The sequence below is a fragment of the Streptosporangium sp. OZ121 genome, from assembly GCF_051918885.1.
GTDB lineage: Bacteria > Actinomycetota > Actinomycetes > Streptosporangiales > Streptosporangiaceae > Streptosporangium.
The window spans coordinates 1-14,666 of record NZ_JBPXMC010000052.1 but is presented as its reverse complement, the minus strand read 5'-3'; the positions used below and the strand labels follow the sequence as shown (position 1 = coordinate 14,666).

Annotated in this window: 12 protein-coding genes and 1 rRNA gene; 10 read left to right on the top strand and 3 right to left on the bottom strand. The window is 69.3% G+C overall.

Annotated elements, in window-relative coordinates; all coding sequences use genetic code 11:
- Positions 1-265 precede the first annotated feature (265 nt).
- From ACTOQ1_RS41820 to ACTOQ1_RS41805, 4 genes are all read left to right on the top strand, one after another.
- On the top strand, positions 266-1,207 hold the full coding sequence (locus ACTOQ1_RS41820) for an ABC transporter permease (RefSeq protein WP_440074004.1): 942 nt from the start codon (positions 266-268) through the stop codon (positions 1,205-1,207).
- Positions 1,200-2,063, top strand: coding sequence for an ABC transporter ATP-binding protein (locus tag ACTOQ1_RS41815; protein WP_440074003.1), 864 nt, complete (start codon positions 1,200-1,202; stop codon positions 2,061-2,063). The genes ACTOQ1_RS41820 and ACTOQ1_RS41815 overlap by 8 nt, the downstream gene beginning before the upstream one ends.
- Before the next feature lie 373 nt (positions 2,064-2,436).
- Positions 2,437-2,958, top strand: a complete 522-nt coding sequence (locus ACTOQ1_RS41810) for a YbhB/YbcL family Raf kinase inhibitor-like protein (RefSeq protein ID WP_440074001.1) — start codon at positions 2,437-2,439, stop codon at positions 2,956-2,958.
- Between the two features lie 104 nt (positions 2,959-3,062).
- On the top strand, positions 3,063-3,242 hold the full coding sequence (locus tag ACTOQ1_RS41805; RefSeq protein ID WP_329086969.1) for a hypothetical protein: 180 nt from the start codon (positions 3,063-3,065) through the stop codon (positions 3,240-3,242).
- A 120-nt stretch (positions 3,243-3,362) separates the two neighbouring features.
- Here the strand turns inward: ACTOQ1_RS41805 and ACTOQ1_RS41800 are convergent, their stop codons facing one another.
- Positions 3,363-4,688 (bottom strand): KamA family radical SAM protein, encoded by a 1,326-nt coding sequence (locus tag ACTOQ1_RS41800; RefSeq protein WP_440073999.1) that lies wholly within the window; start codon positions 4,686-4,688, stop codon positions 3,363-3,365.
- A gap of 174 nt (positions 4,689-4,862) precedes the next feature.
- Here ACTOQ1_RS41800 and ACTOQ1_RS41795 point away from each other — a divergent pair, with 174 nt between their 5' ends.
- The 5 genes from ACTOQ1_RS41795 (at position 4,863) to ACTOQ1_RS41775 (ending at position 12,656) form a co-directional block, all read left to right on the top strand.
- The gene (locus ACTOQ1_RS41795; protein WP_440073997.1) at positions 4,863-5,435 is read left to right on the top strand and encodes a DUF1707 SHOCT-like domain-containing protein; all 573 of its coding nucleotides are present in this window, start codon (positions 4,863-4,865) and stop codon (positions 5,433-5,435) included.
- Positions 5,436-5,534: 99 nt separating this feature from the next.
- Positions 5,535-6,542, top strand: coding sequence for a phosphate acyltransferase PlsX (gene plsX, locus ACTOQ1_RS41790; RefSeq protein ID WP_440074024.1), 1,008 nt, complete (start codon positions 5,535-5,537; stop codon positions 6,540-6,542).
- A gap of 116 nt (positions 6,543-6,658) precedes the next feature.
- Positions 6,659-9,037: an HAD-IC family P-type ATPase gene (locus ACTOQ1_RS41785; RefSeq protein ID WP_440073995.1), complete on the top strand. Its 2,379-nt coding sequence runs from the start codon at positions 6,659-6,661 to the stop codon at positions 9,035-9,037.
- Positions 9,034-10,788 carry an arginine--tRNA ligase gene (gene argS, locus ACTOQ1_RS41780; protein WP_440073993.1) on the top strand — a complete coding sequence of 585 codons (1,755 nt, stop codon included), beginning with the start codon at positions 9,034-9,036 and terminating at the stop codon, positions 10,786-10,788. The genes ACTOQ1_RS41785 and argS overlap by 4 nt, the downstream gene beginning before the upstream one ends.
- A 143-nt stretch (positions 10,789-10,931) precedes the next feature.
- Positions 10,932-12,656 carry a hypothetical protein gene (locus tag ACTOQ1_RS41775; protein WP_440073992.1) on the top strand — a complete coding sequence of 575 codons (1,725 nt, stop codon included), beginning with the start codon at positions 10,932-10,934 and terminating at the stop codon, positions 12,654-12,656.
- Between the two features lie 178 nt (positions 12,657-12,834).
- Here the strand turns inward: ACTOQ1_RS41775 and ACTOQ1_RS41770 are convergent, their stop codons facing one another.
- A complete protein-coding gene (locus ACTOQ1_RS41770) occupies positions 12,835-13,227 on the bottom strand; it encodes a cell division protein SepF (protein WP_329086981.1) in 393 nt (130 codons plus the stop codon).
- 206 nt (positions 13,228-13,433) lie between these two features.
- Here ACTOQ1_RS41770 and ACTOQ1_RS41765 point away from each other — a divergent pair, with 206 nt between their 5' ends.
- Entirely contained in the window at positions 13,434-14,222 is a 789-nt protein-coding gene (locus ACTOQ1_RS41765) for a PhzF family phenazine biosynthesis protein (protein WP_440073990.1), read from the top strand.
- Positions 14,223-14,393: 171 nt separating this feature from the next.
- On the opposite strand, the gene rrf is transcribed toward ACTOQ1_RS41765, so the two are convergent.
- A 5S ribosomal RNA gene (rrf, locus tag ACTOQ1_RS41760) occupies positions 14,394-14,510 on the bottom strand.
- Positions 14,511-14,666: the final 156 nt, after the last annotated feature.

Sequence of the window (14,666 nt, the reverse complement as noted above, 5' to 3'; positions counted from 1 at the left end):
CCCAGATGTGTATGAAAACGACATCCAGGCACACGTAGGACATGAACGGTCACGCCAAAATACCCCCGCGGCGACACTGCTCGCATCCGTTACCCTCCGATGACCCTGACCTGGGCCTGCGCTTACGTGATCACCAAGGGCCCGGCCTCCCGCAGGAGAACCGCACAATTGCCCTGGAACCTACGGCCCGGAGATCCCGTCCAATGTGTGCGGCGGGACCCCGCCGCAGGCACTTCATCCACTCGCATCCAATAGAGTCCTTGCCATGAGCCAGCCGGAATCCGCGATCGCGGACGCCCAGGCGGGCGGCCCGAGTAACGGCACCCCCGAGCAGGGGCAAGAGCCGCTGGCCAAGCTCGCCGCGCGCCACGGACTTCGGCGTGCCATCGCACGCCCGAGTCTGCCCGTCTACCTGCGCCAGTTATGGGAACGACGGCACTTCATCATGACGTACGCCACGTCGCGCAACGTCTCGAAGTACAGCAACTCGGCCCTGGGCCAGTTGTGGCAGGTCATCACGCCGCTGCTCAACGCCGCCATCTACTTCCTGATGTTCGGCCTGATCCTCGGCGCGAGCAAGGGCATCGAGAACTACCCGGCCTTCCTCATCACGGGGATGTTCGTCTTCACCTACACGCAGCGCTCGGTGAGCGGCGGCGCCAGGGCGATCTCCGGCAACCTGTCGCTGATCCGCGCCCTGCACTTCCCGCGCGCCGCGCTCCCGCTCGCCTACACGATCCAGGAGTTCCAGCAGCTGCTCATCTCCATGGGCGTGCTGTTCGGGCTGGTGCTGCTCACCAAGGAACCCGTCACCCTCCTTTGGCTGCTGATCCCGGTCGCCCTGGCGCTGCAGACCATGTTCAACATCGGCGCGAGCCTGGTGCTCGCCCGGTTCGGCGCCACCGCCCGCGACCTGAACCAGCTGCTGCCCTTCATCATGCGCACCTGGCTCTACGCCTCCGGCGTCTTCTTCTCCATCGAGGACAAGGTCGTGGGCCCCGGCGGCGCCGGCCTCCCCCAGTGGGTCGCCGACGTCATGTATTTCAACCCCGCCGCCGCGTACATCGAGCTCATGCGGGACCTGCTCATGCAGACCCACCCGGCCCGCCCCTACATCTGGGCGGTCTGCGTATTCTGGGCGGTGTTCGCTCTGCTCGGCGGCTTCTGGTACTTCTGGCGAGCCGAGGAGAAGTACGGCCGTGGCTGAGTTGACCGAGGAGCTGTCCCGAGTGAAGGCCGAGGAGCCCGCCGTGCCGAGCACGGACGTCAGGGTGCACCCCAACCCGGAACCCGCCCCCGCGCCCGCCGACGAGCGCGAGGGCACCCCCACGGTCATCGTGGACGACCTGCACATCATCTACCGGGTGTACGGCGCGGCCAACGACGCGGAGAAGGGCAACGCCGTCAACGCCCTCATGCGCCTCGTCAAGCGCCAGGGACGGCCGCAGATGAAGGAGGTCCACGCCGTGCGCGGCGTGTCCTTCGTGGCCCGCCACGGCGACGCCATCGGCATCGTCGGCCGCAACGGCTCCGGCAAGTCCACGCTGCTGCGCGCCATCGCCGGGCTCCTGCCCCCGCACTCCGGCGCTGTTTACACCGACGGCCAGCCCTCCCTGCTCGGCGTCAACGCCGCGCTGATGCGCGAGCTCACCGGCGAGCGCAACATCGTGCTCGGCTGCTACGCGATGGGCATGAACCCCGCGCAGGTCAAGGAGAAGTACGACGACATCGTCGACTTCTCCGGCATCGGGGAGTTCGTGCAGTTCCCCATGTCGACCTACTCCTCGGGCATGGGCGCCAGGCTCCGCTTCGCCATCGCCTCGGCCAAGTCCCACGACGTGCTGCTCATCGACGAGGCCCTGGCCACCGGTGACCGCGAGTTCCGGCGCAAGAGCCAGGACCGCATCAAGAAGATGCGCGACGAGGCCGGCACCGTCTTCCTGGTCGCCCACAACCTCGACGTGATCGAGGAGACCTGCAACCGGGTCATCTGGCTGCACAAGGGCAAGATCAGGATGGACGGCGACCCGAAGACGGTCCTCGCCGCCTACAACAAGGTCTGATCGCGCCGCCCCCGACACGATCCGATCGCCACGACACCCGATCACGCGGCCTCCGACCGCCACGGCGCCCGATCACGCGGCCTCCGACCGCCACGGCGCCCGATCACGCGGCCTCCGACCGCCACGGCGCCCGATCACGCGGCCTCCGACCGCCACGGCGCCCGATCACGCGGCCTCCGACCGCCACGGCGCCCGATCACGCGGCCTCCGACCGCCACGGCGCCCGATCACGCGGCCTCTGACCGCCACGGCGTCCGATCACGCGGCCTCTGACCGCCACGGCGTCCGATCGCCCGGCCTCTGATCGCTACGGGGCCCGGTGGCAGGGCAGGATGAGGAGCGACCGACAAGACGCTTCCATCGGAGGTGAATCGTGTCCACGCGGCCACCGATTCCTTATGACTTCCTGCCCCAGGTTCCCGCGCTGACCGTCGAGAGCGACGACGTCCGCGACGGCGAGCGCATGGCGGAGGCCCACGTGTTCAACGACTGGGGCTCCACCGGCCAGAACGTCTCTCCCCACCTGCGCTGGTCCGGCGCCCCCGAGGGCACCCTCAGCTACGCCGTGACGTGCTTCGACCCCGACGCCCCCACCGGCAGCGGGTTCTGGCACTGGCTGCTGTTCGACATCCCGGCCGACGTGACCGAGCTGCCCGCCGGCGCGGGTGCCGGCGACGGCGGCGTGGGCGTGCACGGACGCAACGACTACAGCCACAACGCCTACGGCGGCGCCGCACCGCCGCCCGGGCCCCCGCACCGCTACATCTTCGCGGTGCACGCCCTCGACGTGGAGAAACTCGGCGTCGACCCCGACACCCCGCCCGCCGTGGTGGGCTTCAACATCACCGCCCACACCCTGGCTCGCGGATACGTGACGCCCGAATACCAGAACTAGCGAGTACGGCACGCCCCGGGGGTGGGACACGGGAGGCAATGGACTGACAGCGTGTTCGGCGTTCCGGTATGATTCGAACGTTGTTTCGATCCAAGGAAGCCGTCATGGAGTGGGGGCGCGCGATGCGAGAGCTGTCCACCGCGATCGACCACCTGTCCGTCGAGGACCCGTCAGAGATTCCGCGTCTCCAGCTGACCGAGCAGCTCATCGAGCTGCACTGGCAGATGGCCAGACTCCAGGCCGAGATCGCCCGTCGCACCTCCGTGCGGGGCCCGGGACGCTGAGGCGGCGGGGGAGCCGGGCCGGGTGCACACCGGCCCGGCTCCCCCGCCGCCCACGACCCCTCACCGGCCTTCACCGTCGCCGTGCGCGATCCACGGGTCCCGGTGCCGCCGGGGGGCGGATCAGGCCGACAGCCGCCGGGGGGCGACGGTGGCGGGCTCGAAGGGGAAACGGTCGGCGAAGGCCGGGCGCAGATCGGTGAGCCACACGGCGTTCGGGTCGTACCTCGCGAAGAAGGGGCGGCCGACCAGTTCCGGATCGCGCGCCTGGATGAGGTGGAGCACGAAGACCTTCTGCCCCGCGACCTCGGCGACGCCGTCCAGGCAGACCTTGCCGGGCGTGGCGGACATCGACGGGCCCCGCACGGTGCGGCACAGCCCGGAAACGCTCGCGTAGGCGTCCCTGAAGATCTCATAGGCCCTGGCGAGCGGCACCGCGAAGTAGTCCTGCGGGCCGGTGTCGCGCTCGACGAACATGTAGTACGGGATCATGCCCATGGTGAGCTGCCTGCGCCACATGGACGACCAGGTCCCGGGGTCGTCGTTGATCGACCGGATCAGCGGTGCCTGCGTCCTGACGACCGCGCCGGTGGCCGTGATTCCCGCGACGGCGGCCTCGACGATCGGGAGGTCCAGCTCCCGGGGATGCGAGAAGTGCGCCATGAAGGCGAGGTTCTTGCCCGCGTCGACCACCGAGGCGAACAGGCGCAGCGTGTCGTCGCTGTCGGGGTCGGAGACGAACCGCTGCGGCCAGTAGGCCAGCGACTTGGTGCCGATGCGGATGGACTCGAGCTGCTCGATGCCGAGCAGCGGCTCCAGATAGCGGCGGAGCACCGGCTCACCCATGATCATGGGGTCCCCGCCGGTGAGCAGCACGCTGGTCACCTCGGGGTGGTCCTTGAGATAGCGGACGAGGGAGTCGACGTCGTCGGAGGCGAACTTCAGGTCGGGCTCCCCGATGAACTGGGCCCACCGGAAGCAGTAGGTGCAGTAGGCGTGGCACGTCTGCCCCTGCTTGGGGAAGAAGAGCACCGTCTCAGGATATTTGTGCTGCATGCCGGGCACCGGCTCGGTGCCGACGCGCGGGACGTTGAGGTCGAGCTGACCGGCGGGGTGCGGGTTGAGTCTCATCCTGACCCTGTTCGCCGCCGCCTGGATCTCGGCGTTCCCCGCGCCGGCCCGCAGCAGGCCCGCCAGCCTGGTGACGTCCGCCTCGGGCAGCATGTCCTCCTGGGGGAAGACCAGCCGATAGATGGGGTCCTCCGGGACGGCCGACCAGTCGATGAGCCTGTCCACCACGTAGGCGTTGGTGCGGAAGGGCAGCACCGTCGCCACCGCTCTGATCCGCAGCCGCTCGTCGTCACCCAGGCCGCCTCTGCGCAGCAGGTCGTCGAGGTGTTTCGCGGTGTAGGCCCGGAACCCGCGCTTGGAAGCTTCGTTCAAGATCACCAATCCTATGCCTCGTTTTTTTGTCCTTGTTGCGGTAAACCTCATCTGCCTCTCGTGCGTCTTGGACCACTTATATACCGGACGTAAACCCCCCTGTGACCGGTTCCATATCTCGGCGACTTCTTCATGAAACATGTGTCGCGATATATCTTGAATGGTCGTACACTCGCGGTCATGACGTCCCATGACCCCGTCCTGCGCGCCTCCGACGCCGATCGCGACCATGTGGCCGCGGTGCTGGGTGAGGCGTTCGCCGCCGGCCGCCTGACCAGCGTCGAGCACGCCGACCGGCTGGAGACCGCCTACACCGCCGTCACCACGGCCGACCTCGTCCCCCTCACCCGCGACCTGCCCGACATCACCGCGCCCGCCCGCGGGGTCGCCGCCGAGCGGCAGGAGGTCGCCGCCGTCTTCAGCAAGGTCGTGCGCGGCGGACGCTGGATCGCCGGGCGGCACACCGCACTGCGCGCCACCTTCGGCGCGCTGATCGTCGACCTCTCCGACGCGGTGCTGCCGGGCCGGGAGATCACCCTTGAGGTCAACTCCTACTGCGGCAAGCTGATCGTCAGGGTCCCCCACAACGCCCACGTCATCGACGAGGTCGGCGCGCTGTTCGCCAAGCGCAGCGTCTCCGGCGGCGCGGGCGACGGCGGCGGCCCGGTCATCAGGGTCGTCGGCCGGGCCACCTTCGGCAAGATCATCGTCTCGCGGGAGAGAAGCGACTGGAATCTCCCCGGCACTCCCTGATCGGCCCCACGGAACGATCCGGTCCTGAGCCCGCCTACGATGCGGACAAACCATCCCGCACGAGGTGACCGCTTGCCTGAGACCGACGCTCCCGGCGCCATGCCGATCGCCCTGGACGCGATGGGCGGCGACAACGCCCCCGACGAGATCGTGGCGGGAGCCGTGCGGGCGGTACGAGAGCACGGGATCTCCGTCGTGCTCGTCGGCGCCCCCCGCCCCCTGTCCGAGGCGCTCTCCCGGTACGACGCGACCACCGAGATCCCGATCGTCCGCGCCGAGGAGGCTCTGGCCATGGACGAGGGCGCCCTCGCCAGCCTGCGCCGGCCGCGTTCCAGCATCGCCGTCGCCTGCCACCTCGTACGCCGGGGCGACGCCTGTGCCGTGGTCTCCGCCGGTTCCACCGCCGGGATCGTGGCCACAGGAAAGCTCAGGCTCCGCGGCCAGCCGGGAGTGCTCAGGCCCGCCATCGCCGTCGCCCTGCCGACCAGGCCCACCCCGACCGTCCTGCTGGACGCCGGGGCGAACGCCGAGGTCAAGCCGGAGATGCTGGTGCAGTTCGCCCACCTCGGCGCCGCCTACGCGGAGACCGCCCTGGGCATCGAGAAGCCCAGGATCGGCCTGCTGACCATCGGCAGCGAACCGGAGAAGGGCAACAAGCTCGTCAAGCGGGCCCACGAGCTGCTGTCGGCCGCCCCGGGTCTCGACTTCGCGGGCAACATCGAGGGCCACGACCTGCTCACCCGCACCGTGGACGTCATCGTCGCCGACGGCTTCACCGGCAACGTGGCGCTCAAGACCATGGAGGGCAGCGTCCGCTACGCCTTCGCCGAGCTCCGCGAGACGATCAACGAGAGCCGGGCGGCCAGGGTGGGCGGACTGCTGCAGAAGAGGCGCATCAGGGAGCTCCACCGGCGGCTCGACCCCGAGGTTCACGGCGGGGCCGTGCTGCTCGGACTGAACGGCACCGTGGTCATCGCGCACGGCGCCTCGCACGCCAAGGGGGTGAGCTCCGCCTGCGTGCTCGCGGCCAGACTGGCCCAGGAGGGCGTGGTGAACCGCATCGGCGAGCGCCTCGCCTCCACTCCCCGCCCGCACCGCCTCTGGTGACACCTCGCGCACGGCCCACCCACCTGCGGTGATATTTCCGGCGTATCGGATGGCACCTCCCACCGCGTTCTCCGGCCCCGCGTACCCTGAGTCCCAGTCGATCGGCGGGGGGCCGCGTGGAGCAGGTGGCGGAGCGAGGGCTGAACGCGGCCGAGGTCGCCGAGCGCGTGGCCGCCGGGCAGGTCAACGACGTCAGGCGCCGGTCGAGCAGGCCGGTCTCGGCGATCGTCAGGGCCAACGTCCTCACCCTTTTCAACGGGGTGATCGGCGCGCTCTGGGTGCTGATCATGATCTTCGGGGAGTGGCAGGACGGGCTCTTCGGACTGGTGATCGTGGCCAACGCGGGCATCGGCATCGTCCAGGAGCTCCGCGCCAAGCGCACCCTCGACCGGCTCGCCATCGTCAACGAGTCCCCGGTCAGGGTCCGCAGGGACGGCGCCGACACCGAGATCCCACCCCGGCAGGTCGTGCTCGGCGATCTCGTCCTGCTCTCCCCCGGCGACCAGTTGCTGGTCGACGGCGAGATGGTGGACGCCGACGGCCTGGAGGCGGACGAGTCGCTGCTGACCGGCGAGGCCGACCCGGTGCACAAGCGTCCCGGCGACGAGGTCCTGTCCGGCAGCTTCGTGGTCGCCGGAAGAGGCTCCTATGTCGCGACCAGGGTCGGCCGCGACGCCTACGCGGCCAGACTCGCCGAGGAGGCCAGCGCGTTCAGCCTGTCCCACTCGGAGCTGCGCGAAGGCGTCACGCGGTTCATCAAGTACGTGACCTGGCTGGTCATCCCGATCGGCGCCCTGCTCACCTGGAGCCAGGTCAGCAGGCAGACGAGCGTCGGCGAGGCCGTCACCGGCACGGTCGCGGGCATCGTCACCATGATCCCCGAGGGCCTGGTCCTGATGACCAGCATCGCCTTCGCCGTCGGCGTGATCCGGCTGGGCAGGCGCCACTGCCTGGTCCAGGAACTGCCCGCGATCGAGATCCTGGCCCGGGTCGACACGCTCTGCCTCGACAAGACCGGCACCCTCACCTCGGGCGGCATGGAACTCGACGAGGTCCGCACGCTCCGCGACGACCTGCCCGTGCACGAGGCCCTGGCCGCGCTGGCCAACCTCGACCCCGACCCCAACCCCACCGCCCGCGCCGTCCAGACCCGCTACCCCGACTCGCCCGGCTGGACCGCCACCGCGAAGGTCCCCTTCTCCTCGGCCCGCAAGTGGAGCGGCGCCGAGTTCGACGGCCACGGCGGCTGGGTCCTGGGCGCCCCCGACGTCCTCCTGCCGCCCGGCACCCCCGCGTACGACGAGGCCGGGGTGCTCGCCGCCACCGGCCTGCGGGTGCTCGCCCTGTGCCGGGTCACCTCGCTGCGCGACCCCGACGACCTCGGCACCGTCGAGGCCGCGGCCGTCGTCGTGCTCAGACAGCGGATCCGCCCGGACGCGGCCGAGACCCTCGCCTACTTCGCCGGGCAGCACGTCACCGTCAAGGTCATCTCCGGCGACAACCCCGAATCGGTGTCGGCCATCGCCACCTCCCTGGGCATCCCCGGCGGTGAGCGCGCGGTGGACGCCCGCACCCTGCCGGAGGACGACCCGGAGAAGCTCGCCGAGATCATGGAGGCCAACACCGTCTTCGGCCGGGTCAGCCCGCACCAGAAGCGGCTGTTCGTCGGCGCGCTCCAGTCGCGCGGGCACACGGTCGCGATGACCGGCGACGGCGTGAACGACGTGCTCGCGCTCAAGGACGCCGACCTCGGCGTGGCGATGGGCTCCGGCAGCGGCGCCACCCGGGCGGTCGCCCAGATCGTGCTGATGGACGACGGCTTCGCCGGCCTCCCCTCCGTGGTGGGCGAGGGCCGCCGGGTGCTGGCCAACATCGAGCGGGTCGCCGGGCTCTTCCTGACCAAGACCTTCTACGCGATCGCGCTCTCCCTGCTCACCGGGGTCATCGGGCTCGCGTTCCCGTTCGCTCCCCGGCACTCCACGCTGGTCAACGCCCTGACGATCGGCATCCCCGCCTTCTTCCTCGCGCTCGCGCCGAGCAACGAGCGCGCCAGGAGCGGCTTCGTGCCCCGCGTGCTCCGCCTGGCGGTCCCCGCCGGAATCGTCTGCGCCGCCGCCGTCTACCTGTCGTACTGGATCGCCCAGAGCGGGTCCGCCACCCTGGAGGAAAGCCGCACCTCCGCGGTGATCACGCTGTTCGTCGCCGCCTGGTGGGTGCTGGTCCTGGTCGCCCGCCCGTACGTCTGGTGGCGGGTGGTGCTCGTGGCCTCCATGGCCGGGCTGTTCGCGCTCACCCTCGCCGTCCCGTTCGCCCGCGAGTTCTTCGCGCTCACCCTCGGCGGCCCCGCCGCCGGTCTCACCGCGGCCGGGCTCGGCGTCGCCGCCGGGGTCGTGCTGACGGGCGTCTTCACGATCGCGCGATCCCGCCGCACGGAGCCGATCACGGGTGATATCAAATCGGTTCAGGACCGGCCAGCCGATACCCTTGGAGCATGACCGACCCGCAGCTCGCACTGACCGAGCGCGTCCAGCAGGCGCTGGCCGCCGCCTTCGGTGCGGAGTACTCCGACGCAGACCCGCTGATCCGTCCCTCGCAGTTCGCCGACTACCAGGCGAACGTGGCGATGAGCCTGAGCAAGCGACTGCGACGGGCACCGCGGGAGGTCGCCCAGGAGATCGCCGAGCACCTCACCGGGCGGGCCGGAGACGCCCAGGACGACCCGTTCCCCGGCACCGTCGAGGTCAGCGGTCCCGGCTTCCTCAACCTCACCCTCTCCGACGAGTGGATCGCGGCCGGCGCCTCCGAGATCCTGGCCGACCCGCGCACCGGCGTGAGCCTGTCCACCTCGCCGCAGACCGTCGTGATCGACTACTCCGCGCCCAACGCGGCCAAGGAGATGCACGTCGGCCACCTGCGCACGACGATCGTCGGTGACGCGCTCGCCAGGGTCCACGAGCACCTGGGACACAAGGTCATCCGGCAGAACCACCTCGGTGACTGGGGCACGCCGTTCGGCATGCTCATCGAGCACCTGCTCGACATCGGCGAGGAGGCCGCCGTCGCCCAGCTGGAGGCCGGCGAGGGCAACCCCTACTACCAGGCCGCCCGCCTGAAGTTCGACACCGACCCCGAGTTCAACAAGCGGGCCCGCGCCCGGGTCGTCACCCTGCAGGCCGAAGAGCCCGAGACGATGCGCCTGTGGCACATCTTCATGAACGCCACGGTCCGTTACTTCAACAAGGTCTACGTCCAGCTCGGTGTGACGCTGACCAACGACGACATCGCCGGCGAGAGCATGTACAACCACGTGCTCGCCCAGGTCTGCGACGAGCTGCAGGAGCGCGGCATCGCCGTCCTCAGCGACGGCGCGCTCTGCGTCTTCCCGCCCGGCTACACCGGCCGCGAGGGCCAGCCGCTGCCCCTGATGATCCGCAAGAGCGACGGCGGCTACGGCTACGGCACCACCGACATGGCCACGATCCGCTACCGGGTCCAGGATCTCAAGGCCGACCGCATCCTCTACGTGATCGGCGTGACCCAGTCGCTGCACATGTCGATGGTGTTCGACTCGGCCAGGCTGGCGGGCTGGCTGCCCGACCACGTCAGGGCCGAGCACATCCAGATCGGCAGCGTGCTGGGCTCCGACGGCAAGATGTTCAAGACCAGGAGCGGAAAGTCCATCAAGCTCGTGGAGCTGCTCGACGAGGCCGAGACCAGGGCCGCCGAGGTGCTCAGGAACAGCGACTACGCCGACGCCGAGCGCACGGAGATCGCGCACGCCGTCGGCATGGGCGCGGTCAAGTACGCCGACCTGTCGGTCAGCCACGACAGCGAGTACGTCTTCGACTTCGACCGCATGCTCGCCCTCACCGGCAACACCGGCCCCTACCTGCAGTACGCCCAGGCCCGCATCCGTTCCATCTTCCGCAAGGGCGGGGTCACCCCGGCCGAGACGACCGGCCCGATCGTGCTGGGTCACCCGGCCGAGCGCGCCCTGGCGCTGCAGCTCCTCGGGTTCGGCTCGGTCGTCGAGGAGATGGCGGAGAACTCGGCGCCGCACAAGATGGCCTCCTACCTCTTCGACACCGCGAGCGCCTTCACCACGTTCTTCGAGAACTGCCCGGTGCTGAAGGACGACGTCGACGCGGCCACTCGCGCCTCGCGGCTCGCCCTGTGCGCGCTGACCCTGAAGGTTCTGGAGACCGGCCTGGGCCTTCTCGGCGTCCCGGCACCCGAGCGCATGTAACCTGTCCACCAGATGATCGTCTTTATTGCGAAAATGAAGGCGATCGTCTGGCAAAGTCATGTTCGGCGCGCCTCCCTGCGGGGATGTCCGAAGCGCAATACGCTGGCGCGGTCATCGGTCACAACTTCGGGGAGCTCTCTGCCTTGAGCACGGACCTGACCGCGAGCGTGAGCACGGACACCGCGAGCCCGAACACCGACCTGACCGCGGGCCTGGGCACGAGCGTGAGCACCGACCTAGCCGCGGCGCTGGAGGCGGATCTGGTCGCAGCGGACACGGATCCGACCGCGGACGTGGACACCGGCCCGACCACGACCACCGCGAGCACCAACACCACGGACACGAACACTGCGGGCGTGGACACCGCGACCTCGAACACCGCGGTCTCGCGCATCGATGCCCCACATACCGATGTCCCACACGCCGATGCCCCACCTGCCGAGACGGAGCTGCGCCGCTGTGCCGACGCGCTCCTCACCGACCTGGCCGCCGGCATCGTCCCCACCGGCGTACCGGCGAGCCTCGAAGACACCTCCGGCCACTGGCTGGCTCCGGCCGTCGAGGCGCTCGTGCTGCTCATGCGCGGCGAGGAGTCGCTCGAACCCCTCGCCCGCGCCGCGCAGCGTGACGAGCAACGGACCGCGCTCTTCCTCTGCCTCACCCTCGCCGTGGCCGGCCAGGGTGACCGCATCCACGCCTCATGGCTCGGCACCGCCTTCGGTGAGCTGTCCCTGGACCGTCCGGTGACTCACGGCCAGCGGGCGCTCTGGCTCGCCGCCGCCCGCGGGGCGTACGGCCCGGCGGGCAAGATCTTCGTTCTCCGCAAGCTCGACGCGGTGGCCGCCTCTCCCGCGTCCGAACCCGACCGGTGGCTGCGCGCGCTGATCCCCGACGAGCCCTCCGCCGCCGTGTCACCGGCCCTGGCCGGTTTCGCGGAGCTCGCCGAACTCCCCGAGCTGGCCGCCCCCGTACACGCCGCAGCCCGGCTGGCCCACCTGCTCGACCGCTGCGCCGAGATCACCTCGGCCCGCGAGAGCAGGGGAGGCGATGGCGCCACCGCCGGGAAGACCGATTCCGTGAGCGGTTCCGCGACTCGCGCGACCGGTGGCGCGCTCGATGAGGCGCGCGACCGTGCGGAGGGAACGGCCGGTGACCTGGGTGGCCTAGCGCTCGTCACCGCCGCGCAGGCGGACCGTTCCGGCGAGGAGGCGGTCGTGTGGAGCGAGGACGAGCCGCTGACCGTTCTCCGCCAGCTGACGGGTTCCGGCATCCACGAACGGCCGATGAAGCCGCTCGCCGGCCACCTGCTCGGCGACCTGCGCCCCGGCTCCCACCCCTACCTGGCCGCGATCGCGTTGCACGTGGCCGCGCCCATCGTGCGGGCCGCGGCCGAGACCCTCGCCGAGACCACCAGGGCCGAGGCCCCCGAGTCGGTCACCATGCCGATCCTCGGCCACCAGGTGACGCTCAGGCCCGAGGGCCCGGATCCCGAGTCGATGAGGGCCGCCGAGGAGCGGATCGCCACCGAGGGAGCGCCGGCTCGTGGCCGTCCCTGGTCGGCCTACGTACTGCTCGCCCTGGCCCCGGTGATCCTGGTGGTCGCGCTCGTCCTTCCCGTTCTCCCTCTCGCGCCGCTCACACTCCTGCCCGCCGCGGGAGGCGCCTACAGGCTGTGGCGCAGGCGGCAGCGTGAGCGAGCGGACGCCGAATACGTCATCACCCAGCTCGCCGAGCTCAGGGAACTCGCCCAGGGCGCGGTGTGGGCACTGCACGAGTACGCTCACGAGTCTGAGGGCCGGGTCAAGACAGCGACCTCCGACCTGGCCGAGCTCACCCGCCTGCTCCGCCGGGGCCCCCGAGCGGGCTGACCGGCCATCATCGGGTGCGCGGCCTCGCCATCAGGTACGCGGCCCCACCACCAGTACTCGCCATCAGTGCGCGACATCGCCATCGGTGCGCGGTCCTTCGCCGGGGCGGGCCTCGCACCCGTACGGATCCGATCGCTCACGATCCTCAGGACCCGTACCGGCGAGGCCGCGCCAGGCGTCAACCGTTGGTGATCTCCACCTCGGCTGGGGCCAGCAGGAAGACCTTCTCCGCGATCCGCTCGATGCGCCCCTCGCAGCCGTACGCCAGCCCCGCGACGAAGTCGACCATGCGGGTGGCCTCGGCGGTGCTCATACCGCTGACATCCATGATGACGGTCTGACCGTCGCGGAAGTGCTGTCCGATGACCGGTGCGTCGTTGTACTTCATCGGTGTCAGCATCACGATCCGCGAGGGCTCGTTCATCGCGCGCCAGCGCTTGGCCGCGCGCTCCGAGGCAGACTGCCAGTCTTCCTCCTCGCCCTCGACCTCGTCCTCGTAGTCGTAGGACTCGTCATAATGCTCGGCCCCGCCCAGGCCAAGGTAGCTCGCCACCTTGCGCACTGCCCCCATCGGCTCGTCCTTTCGCCAGGACCACGCCGTGTCCGGCCTGTCCCTACACCTTGGACGGTAACCGACGACAAGAAGTTCGCCATGCGACACGCCCAGCGCTTATTTCCACTTTGTACGGCTACCGCACTGGTTTGCCTGATCCCCGACTTTGCCTGATCTCCTGACCCAACTTCAACCGATATCTCCGGCGCCGCTAGCATCGCGTCATGCTCGTCTACACGGTCGATTCGTTTACCGATGAATTTTTCAAGGGTAACCCCGCTGGGGTCTGCGTACTCAGCAATCCGGTCCCTGACACCTGGATGCAGTCCGTGGCGGCGGAGATGAGGCACTCCGAGACAGCCTTCCTGCTCGGAGCCGAGGACGGCGGACCGTACCCGCTCCGTTGGTTCACGCCGGTGACCGAGGTGGCCCTGTGCGGGCATGCGACCCTGGCCGCGGCGCATGTGCTGTATTCCACGGGAACGGTCCCAGAAACCCTCGAATTCTCAACGAAGAGCGGAATCCTGTCCGTGACCAGGGATAAATACGACTTAATCAGCATGGATTTCCCAGCAAAAGTACTCCAAGCGACGATCCCTCCTAAGGGACTGATCGATGCGCTCGGAGTTAAACCTGTTTGGACAGGAAAAAATGTTTGGGATTACCTCGTGGAGGTCGAGTCCGAGGACGCCGTGCTCGCCACCGCCCCTGACTTCCGCGCCCTGGAGGCCGTCGACGCGCGGGGAGTCATCGTGACGGCTCGGGCTTCGCGCCCCGGCGCCGACTACGTGTCCCGATTCTTCGCTCCCAAGGTCGGGGTCCCCGAGGATCCGGTCACGGGCTCCGCCCACTGTGCGCTCGCGCCATACTGGTCGGCCAAGCTCGGCTCCGACAGGTTGGTGGGCGCCCAGCTGTCACAGCGTGGGGGCGTGGTCCGCACGGCTGTACGGGGCGACCGGGTCGAACTCGCGGGAAACGCGGTGACCGTTCTTTCCGGCGAGCTCCACGTCTAGGCTTTCGTGTTCTGGGTGTCGTGGTTCCGGTCGACCCGGTAACCGCCGCTTCCACAGAACCCCCAACACCCTTTAACGCGAAAAGGGCCCCCACCTGTGGTGGAGGCCCTTCCCTCTTGAAATCTTGAAAGCCTGAGGGCCCCCACCAACGGTGGAGGCCCTCAAAAGATTGTCCGGCGGTGACCTACTCTCCCACACCGTCCCCGGTGCAGTACCATCGGCGCTGAAGAGCTTAACTTCCGGGTTCGGAATGTAACCGGGTGTTTCCCCTTCGCCATAACCGCCGTAACCCTATGAAACACACAAACACTGTTTGCTGTCTCAGAATTGCCTAGTGGACGCGAGCAAGCACACACACAAAGCATGTTGCTTTGTGGTCAAGTCCTCGGCCTATTAGTACTGGTCAGCTCCACACATTACTGCGCTTCCACTTCCAGCCTATCA

Excerpts from the sequence above, each read along its gene's own strand:
- ACTOQ1_RS41820 (WP_440074004.1), top strand. The coding sequence starts at position 266 with ATGAGCCAGCCGGAATCCGCGATCGCGGACGCCCAGGCGGGCGGCCCG.
- ACTOQ1_RS41805 (WP_329086969.1), top strand. The coding sequence starts at position 3,063 with ATGGAGTGGGGGCGCGCGATGCGAGAGCTGTCCACCGCGATCGACCAC.
- ACTOQ1_RS41795 (WP_440073997.1), top strand. The coding sequence starts at position 4,863 with ATGACGTCCCATGACCCCGTCCTGCGCGCCTCCGACGCCGATCGCGAC.
- plsX (WP_440074024.1), top strand. The coding sequence starts at position 5,535 with ATGCCGATCGCCCTGGACGCGATGGGCGGCGACAACGCCCCCGACGAG.
- argS (WP_440073993.1), top strand. The coding sequence starts at position 9,034 with ATGACCGACCCGCAGCTCGCACTGACCGAGCGCGTCCAGCAGGCGCTG.
- ACTOQ1_RS41770 (WP_329086981.1), bottom strand. The coding sequence starts at position 13,227 with ATGGGGGCAGTGCGCAAGGTGGCGAGCTACCTTGGCCTGGGCGGGGCC.
- ACTOQ1_RS41765 (WP_440073990.1), top strand. The coding sequence starts at position 13,434 with ATGCTCGTCTACACGGTCGATTCGTTTACCGATGAATTTTTCAAGGGT.